Source organism: Microbacterium sp. NPDC006705 (assembly GCF_044903545.1).
GTDB lineage: Bacteria > Actinomycetota > Actinomycetes > Actinomycetales > Microbacteriaceae > Microbacterium > Microbacterium plantarum.
Genome location: NZ_JBJDQQ010000002.1, coordinates 206,449 through 224,514, shown reverse-complemented (window position 1 = coordinate 224,514; position 18,066 = coordinate 206,449). Strand labels below are relative to the sequence as shown.

The 18,066-nt window shown below is 69.1% G+C and carries 21 protein-coding genes; 10 read left to right on the top strand and 11 right to left on the bottom strand.

Annotated features, from left to right (window positions below):
* Nucleotides 1–41 precede the first annotated feature (41 nt).
* On the top strand, nucleotides 42–674 hold the full coding sequence (locus tag ACI2K6_RS11665) for an HAD-IA family hydrolase (RefSeq protein WP_404568692.1): 633 nt from the start codon (nucleotides 42–44) through the stop codon (nucleotides 672–674).
* Between the two features lie 77 nt (nucleotides 675–751).
* Here the strand turns inward: ACI2K6_RS11665 and ACI2K6_RS11660 are convergent, their stop codons facing one another.
* Nucleotides 752–1,771 (bottom strand): NADP-dependent oxidoreductase, encoded by a 1,020-nt coding sequence (locus ACI2K6_RS11660; protein ID WP_274178708.1) that lies wholly within the window; start codon nucleotides 1,769–1,771, stop codon nucleotides 752–754.
* Nucleotides 1,772–1,856: 85 nt separating this feature from the next.
* Nucleotides 1,857–2,246, bottom strand: coding sequence for a DUF1304 domain-containing protein (locus ACI2K6_RS11655; RefSeq protein ID WP_274179031.1), 390 nt, complete (start codon nucleotides 2,244–2,246; stop codon nucleotides 1,857–1,859).
* A gap of 94 nt (nucleotides 2,247–2,340) precedes the next feature.
* Here ACI2K6_RS11655 and ACI2K6_RS11650 point away from each other — a divergent pair, with 94 nt between their 5' ends.
* The 4 genes from ACI2K6_RS11650 (at nucleotide 2,341) to ACI2K6_RS11635 (ending at nucleotide 6,479) form a co-directional block, all read left to right on the top strand.
* Entirely contained in the window at nucleotides 2,341–2,931 is a 591-nt protein-coding gene (locus ACI2K6_RS11650; RefSeq protein ID WP_404568691.1) for a TetR/AcrR family transcriptional regulator, read from the top strand.
* Between the two features lie 109 nt (nucleotides 2,932–3,040).
* A complete protein-coding gene (locus ACI2K6_RS11645) occupies nucleotides 3,041–3,940 on the top strand; it encodes an SDR family oxidoreductase (RefSeq protein ID WP_404568690.1) in 900 nt (299 codons plus the stop codon).
* Entirely contained in the window at nucleotides 3,937–4,935 is a 999-nt protein-coding gene (locus ACI2K6_RS11640) for a hypothetical protein (RefSeq protein ID WP_404568689.1), read from the top strand. Before ACI2K6_RS11645 ends, ACI2K6_RS11640 begins: the two co-directional genes overlap by 4 nt.
* Nucleotides 4,932–6,479 carry a GMC family oxidoreductase gene (locus ACI2K6_RS11635; RefSeq protein ID WP_404568688.1) on the top strand — a complete coding sequence of 516 codons (1,548 nt, stop codon included), beginning with the start codon at nucleotides 4,932–4,934 and terminating at the stop codon, nucleotides 6,477–6,479. Before ACI2K6_RS11640 ends, ACI2K6_RS11635 begins: the two co-directional genes overlap by 4 nt.
* Before the next feature lie 74 nt (nucleotides 6,480–6,553).
* Here the strand turns inward: ACI2K6_RS11635 and ACI2K6_RS11630 are convergent, their stop codons facing one another.
* Genes ACI2K6_RS11630 through ACI2K6_RS11620 form a run of 3 tightly spaced genes read right to left on the bottom strand, consistent with a single transcriptional unit; the run spans nucleotide 6,554 to nucleotide 9,712 of the window.
* A complete protein-coding gene (locus ACI2K6_RS11630; RefSeq protein ID WP_274178703.1) occupies nucleotides 6,554–8,071 on the bottom strand; it encodes a tripartite tricarboxylate transporter permease in 1,518 nt (505 codons plus the stop codon).
* A gap of 1 nt (nucleotide 8,072) precedes the next feature.
* On the bottom strand, nucleotides 8,073–8,693 hold the full coding sequence (locus ACI2K6_RS11625; protein ID WP_274178702.1) for a tripartite tricarboxylate transporter TctB family protein: 621 nt from the start codon (nucleotides 8,691–8,693) through the stop codon (nucleotides 8,073–8,075).
* Nucleotides 8,690–9,712 (bottom strand): tripartite tricarboxylate transporter substrate binding protein, encoded by a 1,023-nt coding sequence (locus ACI2K6_RS11620; protein WP_274178701.1) that lies wholly within the window; start codon nucleotides 9,710–9,712, stop codon nucleotides 8,690–8,692. Before ACI2K6_RS11620 ends, ACI2K6_RS11625 begins: the two co-directional genes overlap by 4 nt.
* Nucleotides 9,713–9,875: 163 nt before the next feature.
* On the opposite strand from ACI2K6_RS11620, the gene ACI2K6_RS11615 reads away from it, so the two are divergent.
* Genes ACI2K6_RS11615 through ACI2K6_RS11605 form a run of 3 tightly spaced genes read left to right on the top strand, consistent with a single transcriptional unit; the run spans nucleotide 9,876 to nucleotide 12,814 of the window.
* Nucleotides 9,876–11,144, top strand: a complete 1,269-nt coding sequence (locus ACI2K6_RS11615; RefSeq protein ID WP_274178700.1) for an ATP-binding protein — start codon at nucleotides 9,876–9,878, stop codon at nucleotides 11,142–11,144.
* Nucleotides 11,141–11,899, top strand: coding sequence for a response regulator (locus tag ACI2K6_RS11610; protein WP_112617160.1), 759 nt, complete (start codon nucleotides 11,141–11,143; stop codon nucleotides 11,897–11,899). The genes ACI2K6_RS11615 and ACI2K6_RS11610 overlap by 4 nt, the downstream gene beginning before the upstream one ends.
* A gap of 60 nt (nucleotides 11,900–11,959) precedes the next feature.
* Nucleotides 11,960–12,814, top strand: a complete 855-nt coding sequence (locus ACI2K6_RS11605) for a PhzF family phenazine biosynthesis protein (protein ID WP_274178699.1) — start codon at nucleotides 11,960–11,962, stop codon at nucleotides 12,812–12,814.
* Between the two features lie 23 nt (nucleotides 12,815–12,837).
* Here the strand turns inward: ACI2K6_RS11605 and ACI2K6_RS11600 are convergent, their stop codons facing one another.
* The 3 genes from ACI2K6_RS11600 to ACI2K6_RS11590 form a co-directional block, all read right to left on the bottom strand.
* The gene (locus ACI2K6_RS11600; RefSeq protein WP_404568687.1) at nucleotides 12,838–13,116 is read right to left on the bottom strand and encodes a PLDc N-terminal domain-containing protein; all 279 of its coding nucleotides are present in this window, start codon (nucleotides 13,114–13,116) and stop codon (nucleotides 12,838–12,840) included.
* A gap of 76 nt (nucleotides 13,117–13,192) precedes the next feature.
* Nucleotides 13,193–14,230 carry a YdcF family protein gene (locus tag ACI2K6_RS11595; RefSeq protein ID WP_404568686.1) on the bottom strand — a complete coding sequence of 346 codons (1,038 nt, stop codon included), beginning with the start codon at nucleotides 14,228–14,230 and terminating at the stop codon, nucleotides 13,193–13,195.
* A 4-nt stretch (nucleotides 14,231–14,234) separates the two neighbouring features.
* Complete coding sequence (locus ACI2K6_RS11590; protein ID WP_404568685.1) at nucleotides 14,235–14,738, bottom strand: MarR family winged helix-turn-helix transcriptional regulator; 504 nt, start codon at nucleotides 14,736–14,738, stop codon at nucleotides 14,235–14,237.
* Nucleotides 14,739–14,797: 59 nt separating this feature from the next.
* Here ACI2K6_RS11590 and ACI2K6_RS11585 point away from each other — a divergent pair, with 59 nt between their 5' ends.
* Both ACI2K6_RS11585 and ACI2K6_RS11580 read left to right on the top strand, forming a co-directional pair.
* Nucleotides 14,798–15,166 (top strand): VOC family protein, encoded by a 369-nt coding sequence (locus tag ACI2K6_RS11585; RefSeq protein WP_404568684.1) that lies wholly within the window; start codon nucleotides 14,798–14,800, stop codon nucleotides 15,164–15,166.
* 20 nt (nucleotides 15,167–15,186) lie between these two features.
* On the top strand, nucleotides 15,187–15,426 hold the full coding sequence (locus tag ACI2K6_RS11580; protein WP_274178694.1) for a hypothetical protein: 240 nt from the start codon (nucleotides 15,187–15,189) through the stop codon (nucleotides 15,424–15,426).
* Nucleotides 15,427–15,501: 75 nt separating this feature from the next.
* Here the strand turns inward: ACI2K6_RS11580 and ACI2K6_RS11575 are convergent, their stop codons facing one another.
* The 3 genes from ACI2K6_RS11575 to ACI2K6_RS11565 all read right to left on the bottom strand — a co-directional run bounded on the left by ACI2K6_RS11575 (nucleotide 15,502) and on the right by ACI2K6_RS11565 (nucleotide 17,879).
* On the bottom strand, nucleotides 15,502–15,726 hold the full coding sequence (locus tag ACI2K6_RS11575; protein ID WP_404568683.1) for a hypothetical protein: 225 nt from the start codon (nucleotides 15,724–15,726) through the stop codon (nucleotides 15,502–15,504).
* A 78-nt stretch (nucleotides 15,727–15,804) separates the two neighbouring features.
* On the bottom strand, nucleotides 15,805–16,146 hold the full coding sequence (locus ACI2K6_RS11570) for an Lsr2 family protein (RefSeq protein ID WP_269267624.1): 342 nt from the start codon (nucleotides 16,144–16,146) through the stop codon (nucleotides 15,805–15,807).
* Between the two features lie 77 nt (nucleotides 16,147–16,223).
* A complete protein-coding gene (locus ACI2K6_RS11565; protein WP_404568682.1) occupies nucleotides 16,224–17,879 on the bottom strand; it encodes a catalase in 1,656 nt (551 codons plus the stop codon).
* Nucleotides 17,880–18,066: the final 187 nt, after the last annotated feature.

The following is an 18,066-nucleotide window of genomic DNA, read 5'->3' as shown; positions in this document are numbered from 1 at the left end:
GGGGTCCGCCCCGGCGGGCATCGTCCTCCTTGGAGCATCCTGTGACCACCATCACCCCGCGCGCCGTGCTGTTCGACTGCGACGGCGTGCTCGTCGACTCCCTCGAGGCCGCCGCCATCGCATGGGACGCCTGGGCGAGGCGGTACGCCCCGGGCTTCGACTTCCGCACGCAGATCGAGCACGGGGTGCGCGCCGCCGACACCGTCGCGACGCTCGTGGCGGCAGGGCTGCGCGACGAGGCCGTCGCCGCTCTCGAGGAGGCGGAGGTCGCATCCGCCGCACTGACGGCGCCGATCGCCGGCTCGGTCGCCCTCACCTCACGTATCCCGTCGGGGTCGTGGGCCGTCGTGACCTCGGCCACGCGCGAGCTGGCGCACCGGCGACTCGCGGCCGCGGGGCATCCCGTCCCGTCCGCGCTCGTGTCGGCGGAGGACGTCGGTCACGGCAAGCCCGACCCTGAGCCCTACCTCGCCGGCGCCGCCCTGCTCGGCGTCGACATCGCGCGATGCGTCGTGTTCGAGGATGCCGAGGCCGGCGTGCGTTCGGCTCGCGCCGCCGGAGCGGGATGGGTCGTCGGCGTGGGGGACCACCTGGGTTCCGCCGTCGTCGACGCTCGGATCGATGACCTCCGCTCCGCCGACTGGCGAGACGGCAGCCTGCACCTGCGGGAGTGATGACCTCTTCCGTCGCCGAGCCGACGCGAAAGGCGGTGACGCGCGGAGCGTCACCGCCTTTTCGGTCGGCTCAGGGCTTACCGCGCGGAGGTCCGCACGAGCATCTTGCCGGTGTTGGCCCCGCGCATCATCGCCAGGAAGGCGTCGACGGTGTTCTCGATGCCGTCGACGATGGTCTCGTCGTAGGCGATCTTCCCCTCGGCGAACCAGGCGGTCATCTTCTCGGTGAACTCCGGCGCGAGGTGCAGGTAGGCGGCGAGCGTGAAGCCGGTCGCGGTGAGACCACGGGTGATCATGTTGGCCATGTTGTCGGGCCCCGGCGTCTTCTCGGTGGTGTTGTACCCGGTGATCGCGCCGCAGAGCGCCATACGACCGCCGGTGTTCATGACGTCGAGCGCGGCCTCGAGGTGGTCGCCGCCCACGTTGTCGAAGAACACGTCGACGCCGTCGGGGGCGTGCGCGGCGAGCTGCTCGCGGACGGGCGCGTCCTTATAGTTGAAGGCTGCGTCGTAGCCGTACTTCTCGGTGAGCAGCGCGACCTTCTCCGCAGAGCCGGCCGAGCCGATGACCCGGCCCGCTCCGAGCAGCTTGGCGATCTGACCGACGGCGGTGCCGACGGCTCCGGCTGCACCCGAGACGAAAACAGTGTCGCCCGGCTTCATGTGCGCGATGGCGGTGAGGCCGACGTAGGCGGTCAGGCCCGTCATCCCGAGGATGTGCAGGCGCACCGACAGCGGCAGGCCCGGCACCTCGGGGACGGCACGGAACGTCGAGGCGTCGGCCTGGACGACATCCGACCACCCGTGCTGGTGCAGCACGACCGTGCCCACGGGCAGATCGTCCGAGGCGCTCGCCACGACGCGGCCGATCGCGCCCCCGGCGATCACGTCGCCGAGGGCGTACGGCGGGACGTAGCTGCGGACATCGTTCATGCGCCCGCGCATGTACGGGTCGACGGAGACGAACTCGTTCGCCACGCGCACCTCGCCCGGAGCGGGCTCGCTCAGCTCGACGCGCCCGATCGAGAAGTCGTCGGGCGTCGGCCAGCCCTGAGGGCGGCGAGCCAGACGGATCTGCGTGCTGGTTCCGTGGGTCATGTTTCTCCTTCGTGAGGGGTCGGTGACGGATGCCGCGGGCTCGGTCGGAGTCGCGGACGAGAGGGCGGCGCGGATGGGCGCCGGGTCAGATCGCGAGGCCGAGCGCGAGTGCGATGACGCCGAGAGCGGGGATCACGCCCTGCTTCAGGGCGGCGGAGGCCTTGGAGCGGTCGGAGAGGATGAGCACGAGGCTGGCCGCGACCATGGAACCTGCTCCGGTGAAGACGAGGGCCGCGCCGACCGGGACGTTCCCGGCGATGACGAATGCGATGCCGATGAACACCGTGATCGCGAGGAAGAGGTTGTAGAAGCCCTGGTTGAAGGCGAGGGCCTTCTGCGTCTCGGCCTGCGCGACCGTTCCGGTGCCGAACGTCTTGCGGGCCCGCTCGCTCGTCCAGGCGATGGACTCGAGGTAGAAGATGAAAACGTGGATGAGCGCTGCGAGGCCCGCGAGCGCAAGACCGACGATGATCATGAGCTGTTCCCTTCCGGCGGTGGACACCGCAGTTTCTGTATCGCTTGGTTCAATATATACTGAACTGACCGATACACAAAAGGGGGCGCGGCGCATGGGCCGAACGCCGAGCTACGACCGCGACGACGTCGTTCGCGCGGCGCGGAGCGTCTTCTGGGAGCAGGGCTACGAAGGCGCGCCGTTGCCCGAGCTCGAGCGCGTCACCGGCCTGAACCGATCGAGCATCTATCACGCATTCGGCTCCAAGCGCGGCCTTTTCGACGCCGCGGTCGAGAGCTACCTCGACGAGATCATCCGGCCCCGACTGTCGCCTCTGACCGTCGATGAGGTCGCCCCGGGCGCCCTGGAGGAGTACCTCCTCGGCCTGCGAACCGCCCTCAAGCAGCCCGCTTCGCTTCCGGCGTCGAGCGGGTGCCTGCTCGTGAACACGGCAGCGGCGCCCATCGGGCGCGACGAAGCCGTCGCGCACGTGATCGCCGGGTACCGATCCGAATTGCGCTCAGCCTTCGGTCGCGGTGTCGCCGCCCGCCGCTCCGACCTCGACGGTGCTCAGGTCGCGACCCTGGCGGACGCGTGCACGGGGTTGGTCGTGTCGGCCTTCGCCCTCGCGCGCGTGGATGCCGCCGGTGCGGCGGACGCTGTCGGCACGGCGATCGCGCTCGTCACAGGGTCGCCGCAGTCCTGACAGCGGCGGGCGGGTCCGCAGGGCGTCGGCCGGTGATCCGCTTTACGCCCCTCCCTTGACTTTTGGCAAGCGTTCGCGCCGAGTTTCGGCCGAGACCTACCGTGAGCCTGTGGAGCACAGCGATCAGTACACCTTCGACAACCCGGTGACCCGATACGACCGGGTCGAGCCGCCCGTCCAGCACCAGCCCGAGCCGGGCATCCAGGCCGACATGCAGCCGGTTCCCGACCTCGGCGAGCAGACGTACCGCGGTTCGGGGCGCCTGTTCGGTCGCAAGGCCCTGATCACCGGCGGAGACTCCGGCATCGGCGGCGCCACCGCGATCGCCTTCGCCCGGGAGGGGGCCGACGTCGTGATCGTCCACCTGCCCGCCGAGCAGCGCGACGCCGACCGCATCCTCGGCCTCATCGCCGACGCCGGCGTGCGCGGGCATGCCATCGCCGCTGACATCTCGACGGCCGAGGCGTGCCATGCGCTCGTCGCGGAAGCCGCCGACTTCCTCGGGGGCATCGACATCCTGGTCAACAATGCGGGAAAGCAGGTCGCGGTCGAACGGCTCGAAGATTTGACCGACGAGCAGTTCGCCGCGACCTTCCACACGAACGTCTTCGCGAACTTCTGGATCACGAAGGCGGCTCTGCCCCACCTCCCGGCGGGCGCCTCGATCATCAACACCGCCTCGCTGGAGGCGTACAAGCCGGCACCCGACCGGGTCGACTATGCCGCGACGAAGGCCGCGATCAACAATCTCTCGAAGGGGCTTGCACAGCAGCTCGCGCCCCGCGGCATCCGGGTCAACGTCGTCGCGCCCGGTCCGACGTGGTCGGCGCTCCAAGTGAGCGACGGCGTCTCGGACGACCAGATGCAGGCCTTCGACGACGAGAGCACCTACCAGCGCGCCGGCCAGCCCGCCGAGATCGCTCCCGCCTTCGTCTTCCTCGCCTCTGCCGAGTCGAGCTACGTCTCCGGCGAGACCCTCAACGTCAACGGGGGCATGGTCACCCCGTGAGCGACACCCCCTTCGCGGTCGTCTCGCTTCGCGGGGACGTACCGCAGCTCAACGACGCATCGGACGATTCCGTCGGCGCGTTCCGGCAGATCACGGTCGACCCGGCGCTCGGCGCCGACGCTCTGATCGAGGCCATCGCCGCTGCCGAGATCACCACGCCGTGGATCCTCGTGGCCGGCCACGACGATCACGGGCTCGCGGAGTATCTCGTCGAGCGGATTCTCGACGGCGCGCTCGGCGTCTTCGGTCTCGCCGGGCTCGTGGTCGAGGGGGCGGTGATCCCCGACGGCATCCGCGAGCACGAGGTGCCCGCGACCCTCGTGACGGAGGACGTCGCGGCGTCGGTGCGCGACCTCGCGGCCGACATCGCCGCGTGGGGGCCGCGCGTTCCCGAGGCGTGGGCGCAGGTCATCGCGTCGTCACGGACGGATGCCGCCGTGCGCGCCACCCTCGCCCGACGTGCGCTCGTCGACGATCCGGCCTACCGTCCGACGGCCCTCACTCCCGCGCAGCTGGCGCTCCTGCGCGACGTTGCGCGCCGCATCATCCCACAGGGCGCAGGAGCGACGATCGATCTCGCTGCCCGCCTCGACCGCATGATCGAAGCGGGGGAGAGCGACGGCTGGCGTCCCACCGGCATGTCGACCGATGCCGAGGCATACCGGGCCGGACTCGATGCACTGGCCGCCATCTGGATGCGCGGACCTGCCGCCCAGGATGCCGTCATCCGTCAGGTGATCGAGGGTGAAGCCCCCTCCGGCACGGTCCTCACCCCCGATCAGCTGAGCCTGTGGTTCGAGGACGCCCGTAACGACCTCGCCCGCGTCTGGCTGTCGCACCCGGCGTCGCTCGCACGTGTCGGCTACACCGGCTTCGCGACCGGCGGAACCGGGCCGGAACCCGCCGGCTACCTCGTGCTGGCCGCGGGCGAGCGCGAGGAATGGGAACCCGAAGAGCTCGGACGCCTCGGCGCCGTGAAAGGACGCACCGCATGAACCTCTCCGGAATGCGCCGATACGACCTCGACGAGGTCGTGGATGTCGTCGTCGTCGGGACCGGAGCCGGCGGCGGGCCGTTGCTCAGCAGGCTCGCCGAGCGCGGACTGCGGGTCGTCGCGCTGGAGGCCGGACCGAACCTCGAGATGGACGAGTTCACCCCCGATGAGCGCGAGGCGACGCGCATCAACTGGATGTCCGACCGGTTCAGCGGCGGCGACACCCCCACAGCCTTCGGCCCGAACAACAGCGGCTGGGGCGTCGGCGGTGGGACGCTGCACTGGGGTGCGTTCACCCCGCGCCCGGACCGCCGCGACCTCTCGTTGCACAGCGAGACGGGGCAGGGCCACGACTGGCCGGTGGACTACGACGAACTCATCCGGTACATCGTCGAGGTCGAGCGGGTCATCGGCGTCAGCGGTCCGACTCCCTACCCGTGGGATCCGCAGCGCGAATACCTCGACGGTCCGACCCGCCGTAACGCGCCGGCCGATCTCGTGCTGCAGGGCTGCGAGCGTCTGGGGATCACCGCGACGGACGCTCCGGCCGCCATCATCACCAGCGATCGCGACCAGCCGCACTACGGCCTGCGTAAAGCGAGCATCGACGTCGGCGGCATCCATCAGGGCGACCGATTCGGGTACAAGGCGACGACAGCCATCACCTATCTGCCCGTCGCGGTCGCTCACGGAGCCGAGATCCGGCCGGACTCGATGGTGCACCGCACCGAGCAGGATGCCGCGGGCCGCGTGACGGGCGTCGTCTACCTGCACGAGGGCGTCGAGTACCGGCAGCGCTGCGCTGCTCTGGTTCTCGCGGGCGGGGGCATCGAGACGCCGCGGCTCCTGCTGAACACCGGGATCGCGAACTCGAGCGGACAAGTGGGGCGGAACTTCCTCGCCCATGGCGCCGTGCAGGTGTGGGGCCGGTTCGACGAGAGCGTCCGGGGCTACCGCGGCTATCCGTCTGCGGCGATCACGGAGGACTTCGTGCGGCCCGAGGGCGTCGATTTCGCGGGCGGCTACCTCATTCAGAGTCTCGGTGTCATGCCGCTGACGTACGCGACATCGCTCGTGCGCGGCGGTTCGCTCTGGGGACAGGACCTCATGGACGCCCTCGACGCCTGGCAGTTCTCCGCGGGCATCGGGATCAACGGCGAGTGCCTCCCGTCCGACGATAACCGGCTGATCCTCTCGGACGAGACCGACGAGTGGGGCATCCCGCGCGCGGAGATCAGCTTCTCGCCCGGGCCGAACGAGAAAGCGATCGACGACCACGCCGTGGGAATCATGACGCGGATCCTTGACGCTGCGGGCGCACGCGAGACGCGCGTCCTCGCGCGGACGGCCCACACGATGGGCACGTGTCGCATGAGCAGCGATCCCGGTGACGGCGTCGTCGATCCGGAGGGTCGGTCTCACGACATCCCCAACATGTGGATCTGCGACAACTCGACGTTCCCGAGCGCGCTGTCGGCGAATCCGGGACTGACGCAGATGGCGCTGTCTCTGCGCACGGCGGATCGGCTGCTCGCCTCGGCCTGATCGGCGGGAAGACGGGGAAGGGCGGATGCCGCGTGCTGTGGCATCCGCCCTTCCCTCGTCCGTGCCGTGTTCGATCAGCTCTTCACGAGCTGCTTCTCGCGCTTGCGGGCGACGACGCGGCCCCGCACCGAGACGATCAGCACGAGCGCGAGGAGCGCGTAGAGCACGATCGTGATCGGGCTCTGGACGAGCACGGAGAAGTCGCCGTTGGAGCTCATCGCCGCGTCGCGCAGGCTCGTCTCGGCCAGCGGCCCCAGCACCATGCCGATGATCAGCGGCGCGAGCGGGAAGTCGAGCGCGCGCATGAGGAACCCGAGCAGTCCGATGCCCAGCAGCATGAGCAGGTCGAACGTCGAGCCCGAGGTCGCGTAGATGCCCAGGCCGCAGAACACCGTGATCCCCGCGTAGAGGTACGGGCGCGGGATCAGCAGCAGCTTCGCCCACAGCATCGCGAACGGGAGGTTCAGGATGAGCAGCACAACCATCGCGATGAAGAAGCTCGCCAGCAGCGACCAGACGAGGTCGGGCGCCCGGTCGAACAGCAGCGGGCCGGGCTGCAGGCCGTACTGGCGGAAGGCGGCCAGCATGATCGCGGCCGTCGCCGAGATCGGCAGCCCGAGCGCGAGCAGCGCACCCATCGCCATACCCGTCGTGGAGTTGCCGGCGGCTTCCGGAGCGGCGAGACCACGGATGGCGCCCTTGCCGAACTGCGGGTTCTTGCGCCGCGCGTCGAGTCGCTTCTCCAGGCCGTAGGCGAGGAAGGTCGGGATCTCCGAACCGCCGGCGGGCACGACGCCGAACGGCAGACCGATCGCGGTGCCGCGTGCCCAGGCGGGTGCGGCTTCTTTCAGCTCGCGACGCGAGAGCCACGGCCGTCCCGTCGGCTTGATGAGCGCTTTGTTCGAGGTATGCCGTTCGAGGCAGGCGACGTAGATGACCTCGCCGAGGGCGAGGATCGCGACCGTCACCGTGACGAGGGAGATGCCGTCGAACAGGTTGGGGGAGTCCATCGTGAAGCGCGGAGCGCCCGACACGCCGTCGATGCCGATCACGGCGATGCCGAGGCCGATGAACAGAGCGGTGAGGCCCTTGACGACGTTGTCGGTGACGACCGACGACGTGGCCGCGAACGCGAAGACGGCGAGCGCGAAGAACTCGGCGGGGCCGAACCTGCTCGAGAAGTCCGCGAGGGCTGGAGCGACGAAGACCACGACGATCGACGCCACGAAGCCGCCGATGAACGCGCCGATGGCTGCCGTTGCGAGTGCCTGTGCCGCGCGTCCGTTCAAGGCCATCTTGTGGCCCTCGAAGGTCGACGCGATCGCCGAGGCCTGGCCGGGCGTGTTCATGAGGATGCCCATGGTCGAGTCGCCGAACAGGCCGCCGAAGTACACGCCCGCGAACATGATGAAGGCGGCCGTCGGGTCGAGCGAGAACGTGATCGGCAGCAGCAGGGCGACCGCCATCGAGGAGCCGAGGCCGGGAAGAACGCCGACGGCCGTGCCGAGGAGGCATCCCACGAGCACCCAGAGCAGGTTGGCGGGGGTCAGTGCGCCGGCGAAGCCCTCGCCGAGAAGCTGAAGCACATCCATGTCAGAACCCTCCGAGGATGCCGGAGGGGAGCGGCATCCCGAGCACCATGTCGAAACCGATGTAGGCGATCGAGCTCACCGTGAGCCCGACGACGAGTCCGCCGAGATGCCTCGTCGAGCCGAAGGCGCGCGCGACGCACCAGAAGAGGAGACCTGCCGCGATGATCCACCCCAGGACCTCGAGCAGGAAGGCGAAGCCGAGGAACGACAGGACGACCCACAGCAGCGAACGCACGTCCACCCGGACGGCCCGGGCGGGAGCGGAGCCGTCGGATTCGGCATCCGCTTCGTCGCCGCCGATGACGTCGGCGCTGACCGCTGCGATGTCGGGCTGTGCCGCGCTCGTCTCGCGCATCTCCTTCACCGCCGAGACCACGAGCGCCGCGGCGAAGATGTAGAGGCCTCCGGCGATGATGGCGGGGAAGAACTGCGGCCCGGGGAACACGGCGTTGGCCGGCACCTTCATCGTGAAGATGCCCACCACCAGATAGGTGGCGAAGGCGGCGATGATCACCGGCATCGTCAGCCCCTTGAGCAAGGCGGCGATGCCGGGGCCCGAGACGAGCCGCAAGCGATCGCCGACGACGGCCGAGGTCGCGGTCGGGTTCGGGGGGAACGTCATAGTCCCATCTCCTCGTACAGGTTCGTGATGCGCTCTTCCTCGTCGTCGAGGAAGGCGGTCAGCTCGTCTCCGGTGATGATCCGCTCGGTCCAGCGGTAGCGCTCGATCGCGTCCTGCCACTCCGGGGTGGCGACAGAGTCGAGCACGAGCTCGGTCAGAGCGGTCACGTCGGCCTCATCGAGCCCCGAGGGCGCCGCGAGCATGCGCCAGTTCGACAGCGAGATGTCGTAGCCCTGCTCAGCGGCGGTGGGGATGTCGATGCCGTCGATCGGTTCCTTCGCGACGAGCGCGAGCGCCCGCAGTCGGCCCGCCTCGATCTGATCGATGTTGTCGGGGTAGCCGCCGGCGGCCGCTTTCGCGGTGCCGTTGAGGAGCGCCTGGATGGCCTCACCACCGCCGTCGGACGAGATGTAGGTCGTGTCGACGGGGTCGATGCCTGCGGCGAGGGCCAGGTCGGTGACCACGAGCTGATCGAACGATCCGCCGCCCGTCCACGGAATCGACTTCGGGTTCTCGCGCCAGGCGTTCACGAGGTCGTCGAGAGTCTCGTACGGCGAGTCGGCCGGCACGACGATGACGTCGTACTCCTCGACGACGACCGCGAGCGGAGTCACGTCGCTGAGCTTGGCGGCTGAGTCGAACTGGATTGTCGCCGCAAGCAGCCCGGTGCCGCCGACGAGCATGTTGCCCGGTTGGCCGTCGAGCACCGAGACGTTGCCGAGCGCGATCGTCCCGCCCGCGCCCGGCATGTTCACCACCTGCACGTTGTTGACGAGGCCGTTGGCCTTCTGCGCCTGCTGCAGCTCGCGGGCCACGCCGTCCCAGCCGCCGCCGGCGGCCGCGGGGGCGATGATCGTCATCGAGGCGTTGATCTCCTGGCCGGTGGCGGCCGAGGTGACCGAGCCGACCGCAGCGGTCGTGATGGCCGCCGCCGCGACGGCGCCCCCGATGATGCGGGCCGCGAGCGTGCGGCCGCGGTGCGCCGGGCGCGCGCCGGCGTCTGTCGCGCTATGCGTCATGATCACTCCATTCGCGCGGACATCGTCGTCTCCGCGAGATCGAATTAGGATGGCACTTCGCTGAGCCGCCCCCGAGCGTGGCGGCATTTGTTCTCATAGATGCGCACGGGCACGGCCCGACAGCGTCCGATCGCACGAGGAAGTGGACAGGATGCCGTTCACGGTGAGAGCGTCTGCCGCGCGCCTCGTGCTGCTCGTGCTCCCGTCGGTGGTGACCCTCGCGGCGTTGTCGGCCACGGTGGCCACAGCCCTCGCGGCGCAGGAACGGACGATCCGAGAGGCGACGACCGAACGCGTGCTCGAGGTGGCGTCGAGCCTCGCCGACCTTCCGGAGGTGCGCGAGGCCGTGACCGGAGCGATGAGCGCGGGGTCGCCGAGCGTGCTCGCCGACGCGGCCGATCTCGCGCCGGCGACCGCGATCCTGCAGCCGATCGCCGAGCTCGTGGGCGAGGCGGCCGGCGTCTACTACGTCGTCATCACCGACGACGAGGGTGTCCGGATCACCCACCCCCTCGCGTCCGAGCGCGGCGTGCAGGTCGAGACCGCCAACGCCTCCGTGCTCGCGGGCGAGACGTTCGTCGGCACGGAGGTCGGCGCCTCGGGGCCGTCGCTGCGCGCGAAGGTCCCGGTGCGCGGTTCGGACGGAACACCCATCGGGATGGTGGCTGTGGGGGTGCTCGAGTCCCAGATCGCCGGCGAGCTCGACGAGGCCGTCGGCGCCCTGCTGCCCTGGGCGATCGGTGCGCTCGTCGTCGCGACGCTCGCGAGCTCGATCCTGACCGCCGCGGTCGAGCGCCGGTTCCGCCGGCTGGATGTCATCGCCGCGGAGCACGCGCAGATGCGGCGGACGGCGACGGCGCTGCGCGAGCAGTCGCACGAGTTCAGCACACGGCTGCACGTCATCCACGGCCTCCTGTCGCGCGGCGACACCGACGAGGCTCGCGGATACATCGAAGACATCGCGAGCGTGCGCCGCCCCCTCGGCACCGGCGACGACGGGGCCCGCGACGACCAGCCCGTGCTCGCCGCGATGATCCCCACCGTGCGTGCCGAGCTGCACGAGATCGGGGCTCGGGTGCGCTTCGACCTCGACATCGATGACGACATCGACGAGGGGGTCGTGTCGGTGGTGTCGAACCTGTGCCGCAACGCGGCGGAGGCGGGCGCGGCGAATGTGATCTGCGAGCTGGGCCGCCGGGGGTCCCGCATCGTGGGCTCGGTCGACGACGACGGCCCGGGTGTCGAGCCGCGCGTCGCCCGCCGCATCTTCGCGCCCGGTTACTCCTCGAAGACCGACACGACGGGCCTCGGTCGAGGCTTAGGACTGGATGTCGTACGCCGAATCGTCACGGCCCGATCGGGCTCGGTCGAGGTCGGGAGATCGGCACTCGGGGGAGCGCGATTCGCCTTCGAGCTGGAGGCTGCGCGATGACCGGACCGATCCGGGTCCTCGTCGTCGATGACGACCGCGGTGCGCGCGCCCTCCACGCGGGATTCGTCTCCGACACCCCCGGATTCGTCGTCGTCGCCACCGCGGGTACCGGCGAGGCGGCTCTCGAGCACAGCCGGTCCGGGGTCGACCTGATCCTGCTCGATATGCGGCTGCCCGGCATCAGCGGCATCGAGGTGCTCCACCGGCTGCGCACGCTCGGCGACGACGGACCCGACGTGCTGGTCATCAGCTCGTCGCAGGATCAGACCACCGTGCGTCAGGCTCTCGCGGCGCGGGTCGTCGGCTACCTCGTCAAGCCCTTCACGCAGGCCGCGCTGAGCGAGCGACTCGAACGCTATGCCGCCGACCGCGAGCGGATCGTCAGCGGCGACCGTGACGCGCTTCTGGCTCAGGGCGAGATCGACCGGCTGCTGTCGACCGGCACCATCCGAACCGCGCCGGTCGCGGCATCCGGATCGCACCGGGGGGAGGGACGGATGACGGGCGGTGGTGACCACGCCGGCCTGCCGAAGGGCCTCGCTGCGCCGACGCTCGCGCAGGTCGTCGCCGCCCTCGACCCGGTCGTCGCGCTCACGGGAGCCGAGGTGGCCGCGGCCTGCGGCATCTCTCGCGCTACCGCGAACCGCTACCTGACGCACCTGGTCGACACCGGCGTCATCCATCTCTCGCATCGCTACGGCAAACGCGGCCGTCCGCAGGTGCTGTACCGGCTCGCCCCGTCGCCCGAGCGCTGAGCGTCGCCGCGTCGTCGGCGGCTTCGGCGTGCCACCGACGCGCGGGCGTAGCCTGAACGGATGAGTACGCCCGAGGTCTTGCGATACACCGCGTTCAGCACGCGACCCGAAGGTGGGAATCCCGCCGGCGTGATCCTGGATGCCGGCGCACTCGATGCCAGCGCCATGCAGCGCATCGCTGCCGACGTCGACTACGCCGAGACGGCCTTCGTCACCGGCACGACCGCCGACGGTGCACGCTCGGTCCGCTACTTCTCGCCCATCGCCGAGGTTCCGTTCTGCGGCCATGCGACGGTGGCCACGGCGGTCGCGCTCGCCGCGCGGGGCCAGGTCGCCTCCGACGGTGCGGTTCGTTTCGATACCCCCGTCGGCGTCGTGTCGATCGCGGTCTCGCGCGACGACGACGGCATCCGCGCGTCCTTCACCAGCATCGAGCCGTCGGTCCGCGACCTCGACGACGCCGATCTCGAGGCGATTCTCGGTCTGCTCGGCCTCACGCGGGCCGACCTCGACCCCGAGCTGCCGCCGCGGCTCGCGAACACGGGCAACACGCATCCGGTCATCGTGCTGGCAGAGCAGAAGACCTTCGACGACTTCTCGTTCGACCCCGACGCGGTTCGTGCGCTGCTCGACGACCGAGGGTGGCCCGCCACCATCACGGTGGCTCTCCGCGCCGCTTCCGATCGCTTTCAGGCCCGCAACCTGTTCCCCGTCGGCCGCATCACGGAGGACCCGGCGACGGGTTCGGCTGCCGCGTCGTTCGGCGCGTATCTGCGCGCGCTCGGCGCCGTCGACGCTCCCGCGGTCGTGGTCATCGAGCAGGGGGCCCATGTCGGCAGGCCGGGGGAGCTGACCGTCGACATCCCCGTGGAGGGCGGCATCACCGTCTCGGGTCACGCCGTCGCCATCGTCTGATCAGCTGCGCCTCGCCGTCGCGGTCACAAGCGATCGGTGCGGATGCGAGCGTTACGGCCGCCGAGCCACCAGACGAGCGGGCCGGCGATCGGGAAGACGAAGATCCCGATGATCCACAGCAGCTTGCCCCCGCCGGTGTAGCGAGGCGCGGCGAGGATCGAGATCAGGCTCGAGATGAACAGGATCGCGACGACGGCAGCGACCACGGCGGATACCACGGCGACCGACGTCGTCACCCCCGGCATCCACTCGCGAGGCAGCCACTCGTCTGAGACGACGAGGAATCGTGCGGTTTCGATCATGCTTCCAGCCTCGCCCCAGGCAGGGCTCGTGTCGTGAGCCTGTCGATGGTTCTCGGCTACGCCGGCAGGATGACGTTCAATCCGCGAAGAGAGTGATCAGCGAGATCGCCACGAACGCGATGAGCGGCAGCATCAGGATGCCGAGCGCGACGGCGTTGAGCACGAGGTGGTCGCGCAGCAGGGCGAGGTACTCGCGCAGCAACGCGCTCGGCCGGTAGTAGCGGGCGGTGCGCGCGCCGATCGCGTGGCCGGGCATGCCGAGGGTGCGCAGCAGCGTCGCGGCGCGGAACGCGTGATAGTCGCTCGTCACGGCGAGCACCGGGCCGGTGATGCCGCGTTCTGCGAGGATCGCGCGGGTCAGTGTGAGGTTCTCCTCGGTGGTGCGAGATGCACTTTCGACGAGCAGCCGATTCGCGGGCGCGCCGAGCTCGCCGGCGTACTCCGCCATCGCCGCCGCCTCGCTTCGCGGTTCGTCTGCGCCCTGGCCGCCCGAGACGACGAGCATCGCGCCGGGGGAGCGCTGCAGGGTCTCGACCCCGAGCGCCACGCGTTGGGCGAGCAGCGGCGGCACGCTCCCGTCTCGGCGCAGACCCGACCCGAGGGTGACGATCGCTGCCGGCGCGGGCGCGCGTCGCGCGAGGCGCGCGTACACCGCCGACCAGCAGAGGTAGGCGACGAACCCCATGCCGACGTAGCCGATCGGAGCGGCGAGCAGCAGAAGGATGACGGCGAGCTCGAACCATCCCGCCGTGACGGCGACGATGCCGAGCGCGAGGATGGCCAAGACGCCGACTCCGGCCAGGAGCGAGAGGCGGTTCGCCAGCGACCGTCCTTCGCGCTGGATCATCACCACGCCGTTGGCGAGCAGCGCGACGCCGAGTCCCACCGCTGCGAGCAGGGGGATGCTGAAGATCAGCACGAGCGACACGACGCTGTTCCCGGGAACGGTCAGTGTCGCCACCACGAGCCCGACGCCGAGGATGAAGATCACCACCTCGGCCACGAGCGCACTCGTTGCAAGCGTCAGCAGGACGCCGGGCAGCATTCGACGGGGGTCGCGGGCGGCGAGGAGGATGCCGAGCGCCGCGAAGAGGAGTGTGAAGAAGCCGGGCACGACCTCAGCCTAGAGAGCGTGCATGAGACGCCGGGTCCGACGCTGGTTCGTCGCCGACGGCGCCGGGCTGCCGCAGAGACCGCGCCATACGCCGCAGCGCCCGGAACGTCGTCAGCCTGTCGGTGTCATCGAGCCCTGCCAGCATCCGCAGTTCCACTCCGCGTACCGCCGCCGTCGCCGTCGCCAGTCGTTCACGCCCGCGCGCGGTGAGCTCCGTCGGCAGTGCCTTGCCGGCTGCAGGCGTGTTCGCACGCGTGACTTCGCCGTCTCGTTCCAGAGTCTGCAGCAGGACGTTCATGCTCTGTCGCGTGACGAACGTGCCCCGAGCGAGCTCGGAGTTCGACAGTCCGGGGCGCTGTGCGAGCAGCTCCAAGCACGAGTAGTGGGTGATGTTCATGCCGAACGGGCGCAGCACGTCTTCCATCGCCGATCGAAGGGCGCTCGATACCTCCTTCACGAGGTACCCCATCGACGTCTCGAGGTCGATTCCGTCGCGATCTTGACTCATGTCAGTATTCTGACATAGTGGGATGTGTCAGATAACTGACATACGAAAGGAATCTGCTCATGCCTGTCACCGGACCCGACTTCATCTCCCTCCAAGTGCGCGATCTCGCGGCCGCCCACGCGTTCTACGAGCGGTTCCTCGGGCTCGAGCAATCGCCGCAGGGGCCGCCGCATGCCGTCGTCTTCTCCACCACGCCGATCGCGTTCGCCCTGCGGGACCCGATGCCCGGCGTCGACCTCGACGCGCTCGAGCAGCCCGGCCAGGGCGTCGCGCTGTGGCTCCATGCGACCGGCGTGCAGGATATCCACCGCGAACTTCTTGCTGCCGGCCACCGAATCGTGTCTGAGCCTGTCGACGGGCCATTCGGGGTGACCTTCACCTTTGCCGACCCCGACGGGTACCACGTCACGCTCCACGACCGGGCCTGATCGACTGTTAGGTTCGCTGGGTGCAGAGTCTGTGGCAGCGAATCGGAACGGCCTCCGCCGCAACCCCGTTCGGCGTCATCGTCATGCAGACGATCGTCTGGGTGGGGATGTCGGCGATCTGGATTCCGTGGGCGATCAACGGTGGCGACGTCATCCGCATCGTGCTTGCCGTCATCTCGCCATTTCTCGCGCTCTACTGGGTGGTGGCGCTGATTTTCGGCATCCGTCGGCGGCGAGCATCGCGGACGTCCCGCGATTGATCATCTCCGCGCAGGACTTCGCCGCATCCGCGTGACCGCATCCGGGATTTCCGCGCGGGGCCGTGACCTGCGCGTTCAGCCGCCGGCATCGGCGTCATCCGACTGATCGCGGCGACGCGCGTCGGCCGCGACGCCCAGCACGATCCCGAGGGAGAGGCCGATCGCGCCGCCGAGCGCGATGTTGTCGAACGCGAGCATGCCGATGGCGCTGCCGAGCGGAAGGCCGAGCGCGATTCCGATCGCGACCCCGTTCACGCCGCCGCTCTTGCTCTCGCTATCGCCGGATGGCTGCTCGGTCATGGGATCCTCCGTCCATCGGGGAGAACGAGAAATGGCTCAGGCCTGGAGGTGCCTGAGCCATTTCTGCGAGGGATGCGGTCAGTTGGCGGCTCGGTAAGCCTCGATGATGGATGCCGGAACTCGGCCGCGCTCGTTGACGGTGTGACCGTTGGAGCGCGCCCATTCACGGACGGCCGTCAGGTCGAGGTCGCTCTTGTTCGCGCGAGACGACCGCGAACGCGAAGGCGTGTTCGCGCGGATCGAGCGGGCGACATCTACGAACGGTGCCAGCGCCTTGTAGAACTTCTCGGCGTTGTCGTCGGAGAGGTCGATCTCGTAAGCGCGTCCCTCGATGGAGAAGGTGATCTGCTTTCCTTCGCCGCTCTCGAGAACGGTTCCGTCGAGATCGTCGATGAGCTGGGTGATTTGTTTGCGGGCCATGGCTGACATATTAACGGTTTGATGGCGTTCTGCATCACCACGTGACCGCAGTATTTCGTGTCGTGGCTATCTGATGCTCAGGCCACCTGTGCGCGCGCATTGGGAACGCAATGAGTCATCTGAAGACCTGCCACGTCGCGAGGGCCGTTGTGCCCGAGATTGCGCAGTCGCTCGAGCTCGTCCTCGCTGAGCGTTTGCGACTGCAGAGGCGGCAGGTCCTTGATTTCTTCCAGCGTGATTCCCAAGCCCTCGCCGACGCGACGGCCGAGGTCGTCCTCCACCATGTAGAAGTGCCAGAGCATCCGCTCTTGGACGGGGCGAGCGGCCTGTCCGATCAGGTCGACGAAGTTCGCCACGAGGTCATCGCGCTCCCAGTCCTCCATCAGCAGGTACCGCTGTCCGGCCTGCGTGTAGTCATTGGTCCGGGAGATCCGCTTGCGCGTCAGCCGCCCCACGATCTCCGGCCCCTGCTCGTCGTGGGTCGGGTACTGGGCCTCCCGGAGTCCGCCGGTGATCGACGGCTCGTAGTTGACGTGGGGATTCTCACCGCCGTTGTCGACGTGGTACGCCATCTGTCCATCGCGGAGGTTCGTCGCCACCGATGCGTTCTTCGGGGAATTGACCGGCAGCTGCAGGTAATTCGGACCGACGCGGTAGCGCTGAGTGTCGGAGTACGAGAACGTGCGCCCTACCAGCATCTTGTCGTCGGAGAAGTCGAGGCCGTCGACGAGGACGCCGGTGCCGAACGAGATCTGCTCGTTCTCGGCGAAGAAGTTCGACACGTTCCGGTTGAGCACCATCTTGCCGACCACGCGCGGCGGGAACTCGTTCTCGGGCCACACCTTCGTGTCGTCGAGCGGGTCGAAATCGAGCTCGGGGTGGTCGTGGTCGTCCATCATCTGCACCTGGAGCTCCCATTCGGGATACTCGCCGCGCTCGATCGCCTCGTACATATCGCGGGATGCGTGACCGAGATCACCGGCTTGCACGGCGGCGGCATCCGCTTCGGTCATCGAGCTGACGCCGACCGAGGGGATCCAGTGGTACTTGACCAGCTTCGTCTCGCCGTGCTCATTGACCCATTTGTAGGTGTTGACCCCGAAACCCTGCTGGGTGCGATAGTTCGCCGGGATGCCGCGGGGGCTGAAGAGGTTGACGAGCATGTGCATCGACTCCGGCGTCTGCGACATGAAGTCGAAGATGCGCGCCGGCTCCTGCCGGAAAGTGATCGGGTCGGGCTTGAGCGAGTGGATGACGTCGGGGAACTTGATCGCGTCACGGATGAAGAAGACACCGAGGTTATTGCCGACGAGATCCCAGTTGCCGTCTTCGGTGTAGAACTTCACGGCGAAGCCGCGCGGGTCGCGCGCCGCCTCCGACGAATCGCGTCCGCCGATGACGGTCGAGAACCGGACGGCGAGGTCGGTGCGCTTGCCCGGCTCCTGGAAGAGCTTCGCGCGCGTGAACTGCGAGATGGGCTCGTCGCCCCACATCCCGGTCGCCTCGAAGTAGCCGAAAGCGACGAAGCCGCGCGCGTGCACGACCCGCTCGGGGATGCGCTCGCGGTCGAAGTGGCTGATCTTCTCGAGGAAGTGGTAGTTCTCGAGCGTCGCCGGCCCGCGAGCTCCGACCGTCCGCTGATTCTGGTTGTCGTAGACGGGGTGTCCCTGTCGGGTCGTCAGCTCGGGACGGTCGTCGCCCTCAGCCGGGCCCTGGTTCGATACATCGGTCATCGCGTCCTCCGTATGGTTCGCATCGTCGTGGGGATGCGGCCGACGCTACGGGGGAGCGGATGCGGTCGGAAGGGGGTTGCGGGGGTGCCCCGATCGTCGACTCGTCACGAATCGCGGATTCTGGGCCTGCAGGCATGCGCAGGTCCTGGCGAATCGACCGAGGGGACTCCTGATGCGCGGGCGCGCC

Bases quoted from the DNA above. Each gene is read 5' to 3' on its own strand.
- ACI2K6_RS11660 (WP_274178708.1), bottom strand. From the start codon at position 1,771: ATGACCCACGGAACCAGCACGCAGATCCGTCTGGCTCGCCGCCCTCAG.
- ACI2K6_RS11655 (WP_274179031.1), bottom strand. From the start codon at position 2,246: ATGATCATCGTCGGTCTTGCGCTCGCGGGCCTCGCAGCGCTCATCCAC.
- ACI2K6_RS11650 (WP_404568691.1), top strand. From the start codon at position 2,341: ATGGGCCGAACGCCGAGCTACGACCGCGACGACGTCGTTCGCGCGGCG.
- ACI2K6_RS11635 (WP_404568688.1), top strand. From the start codon at position 4,932: ATGAACCTCTCCGGAATGCGCCGATACGACCTCGACGAGGTCGTGGAT.
- ACI2K6_RS11630 (WP_274178703.1), bottom strand. From the start codon at position 8,071: ATGGATGTGCTTCAGCTTCTCGGCGAGGGCTTCGCCGGCGCACTGACC.
- ACI2K6_RS11625 (WP_274178702.1), bottom strand. From the start codon at position 8,693: ATGACGTTCCCCCCGAACCCGACCGCGACCTCGGCCGTCGTCGGCGAT.
- ACI2K6_RS11620 (WP_274178701.1), bottom strand. From the start codon at position 9,712: ATGACGCATAGCGCGACAGACGCCGGCGCGCGCCCGGCGCACCGCGGC.
- ACI2K6_RS11610 (WP_112617160.1), top strand. From the start codon at position 11,141: ATGACCGGACCGATCCGGGTCCTCGTCGTCGATGACGACCGCGGTGCG.
- ACI2K6_RS11605 (WP_274178699.1), top strand. From the start codon at position 11,960: ATGAGTACGCCCGAGGTCTTGCGATACACCGCGTTCAGCACGCGACCC.
- ACI2K6_RS11600 (WP_404568687.1), bottom strand. From the start codon at position 13,116: ATGATCGAAACCGCACGATTCCTCGTCGTCTCAGACGAGTGGCTGCCT.
- ACI2K6_RS11590 (WP_404568685.1), bottom strand. From the start codon at position 14,738: ATGAGTCAAGATCGCGACGGAATCGACCTCGAGACGTCGATGGGGTAC.
- ACI2K6_RS11585 (WP_404568684.1), top strand. From the start codon at position 14,798: ATGCCTGTCACCGGACCCGACTTCATCTCCCTCCAAGTGCGCGATCTC.
- ACI2K6_RS11575 (WP_404568683.1), bottom strand. From the start codon at position 15,726: ATGACCGAGCAGCCATCCGGCGATAGCGAGAGCAAGAGCGGCGGCGTG.
- ACI2K6_RS11570 (WP_269267624.1), bottom strand. From the start codon at position 16,146: ATGGCCCGCAAACAAATCACCCAGCTCATCGACGATCTCGACGGAACC.
- ACI2K6_RS11565 (WP_404568682.1), bottom strand. From the start codon at position 17,879: ATGACCGATGTATCGAACCAGGGCCCGGCTGAGGGCGACGACCGTCCC.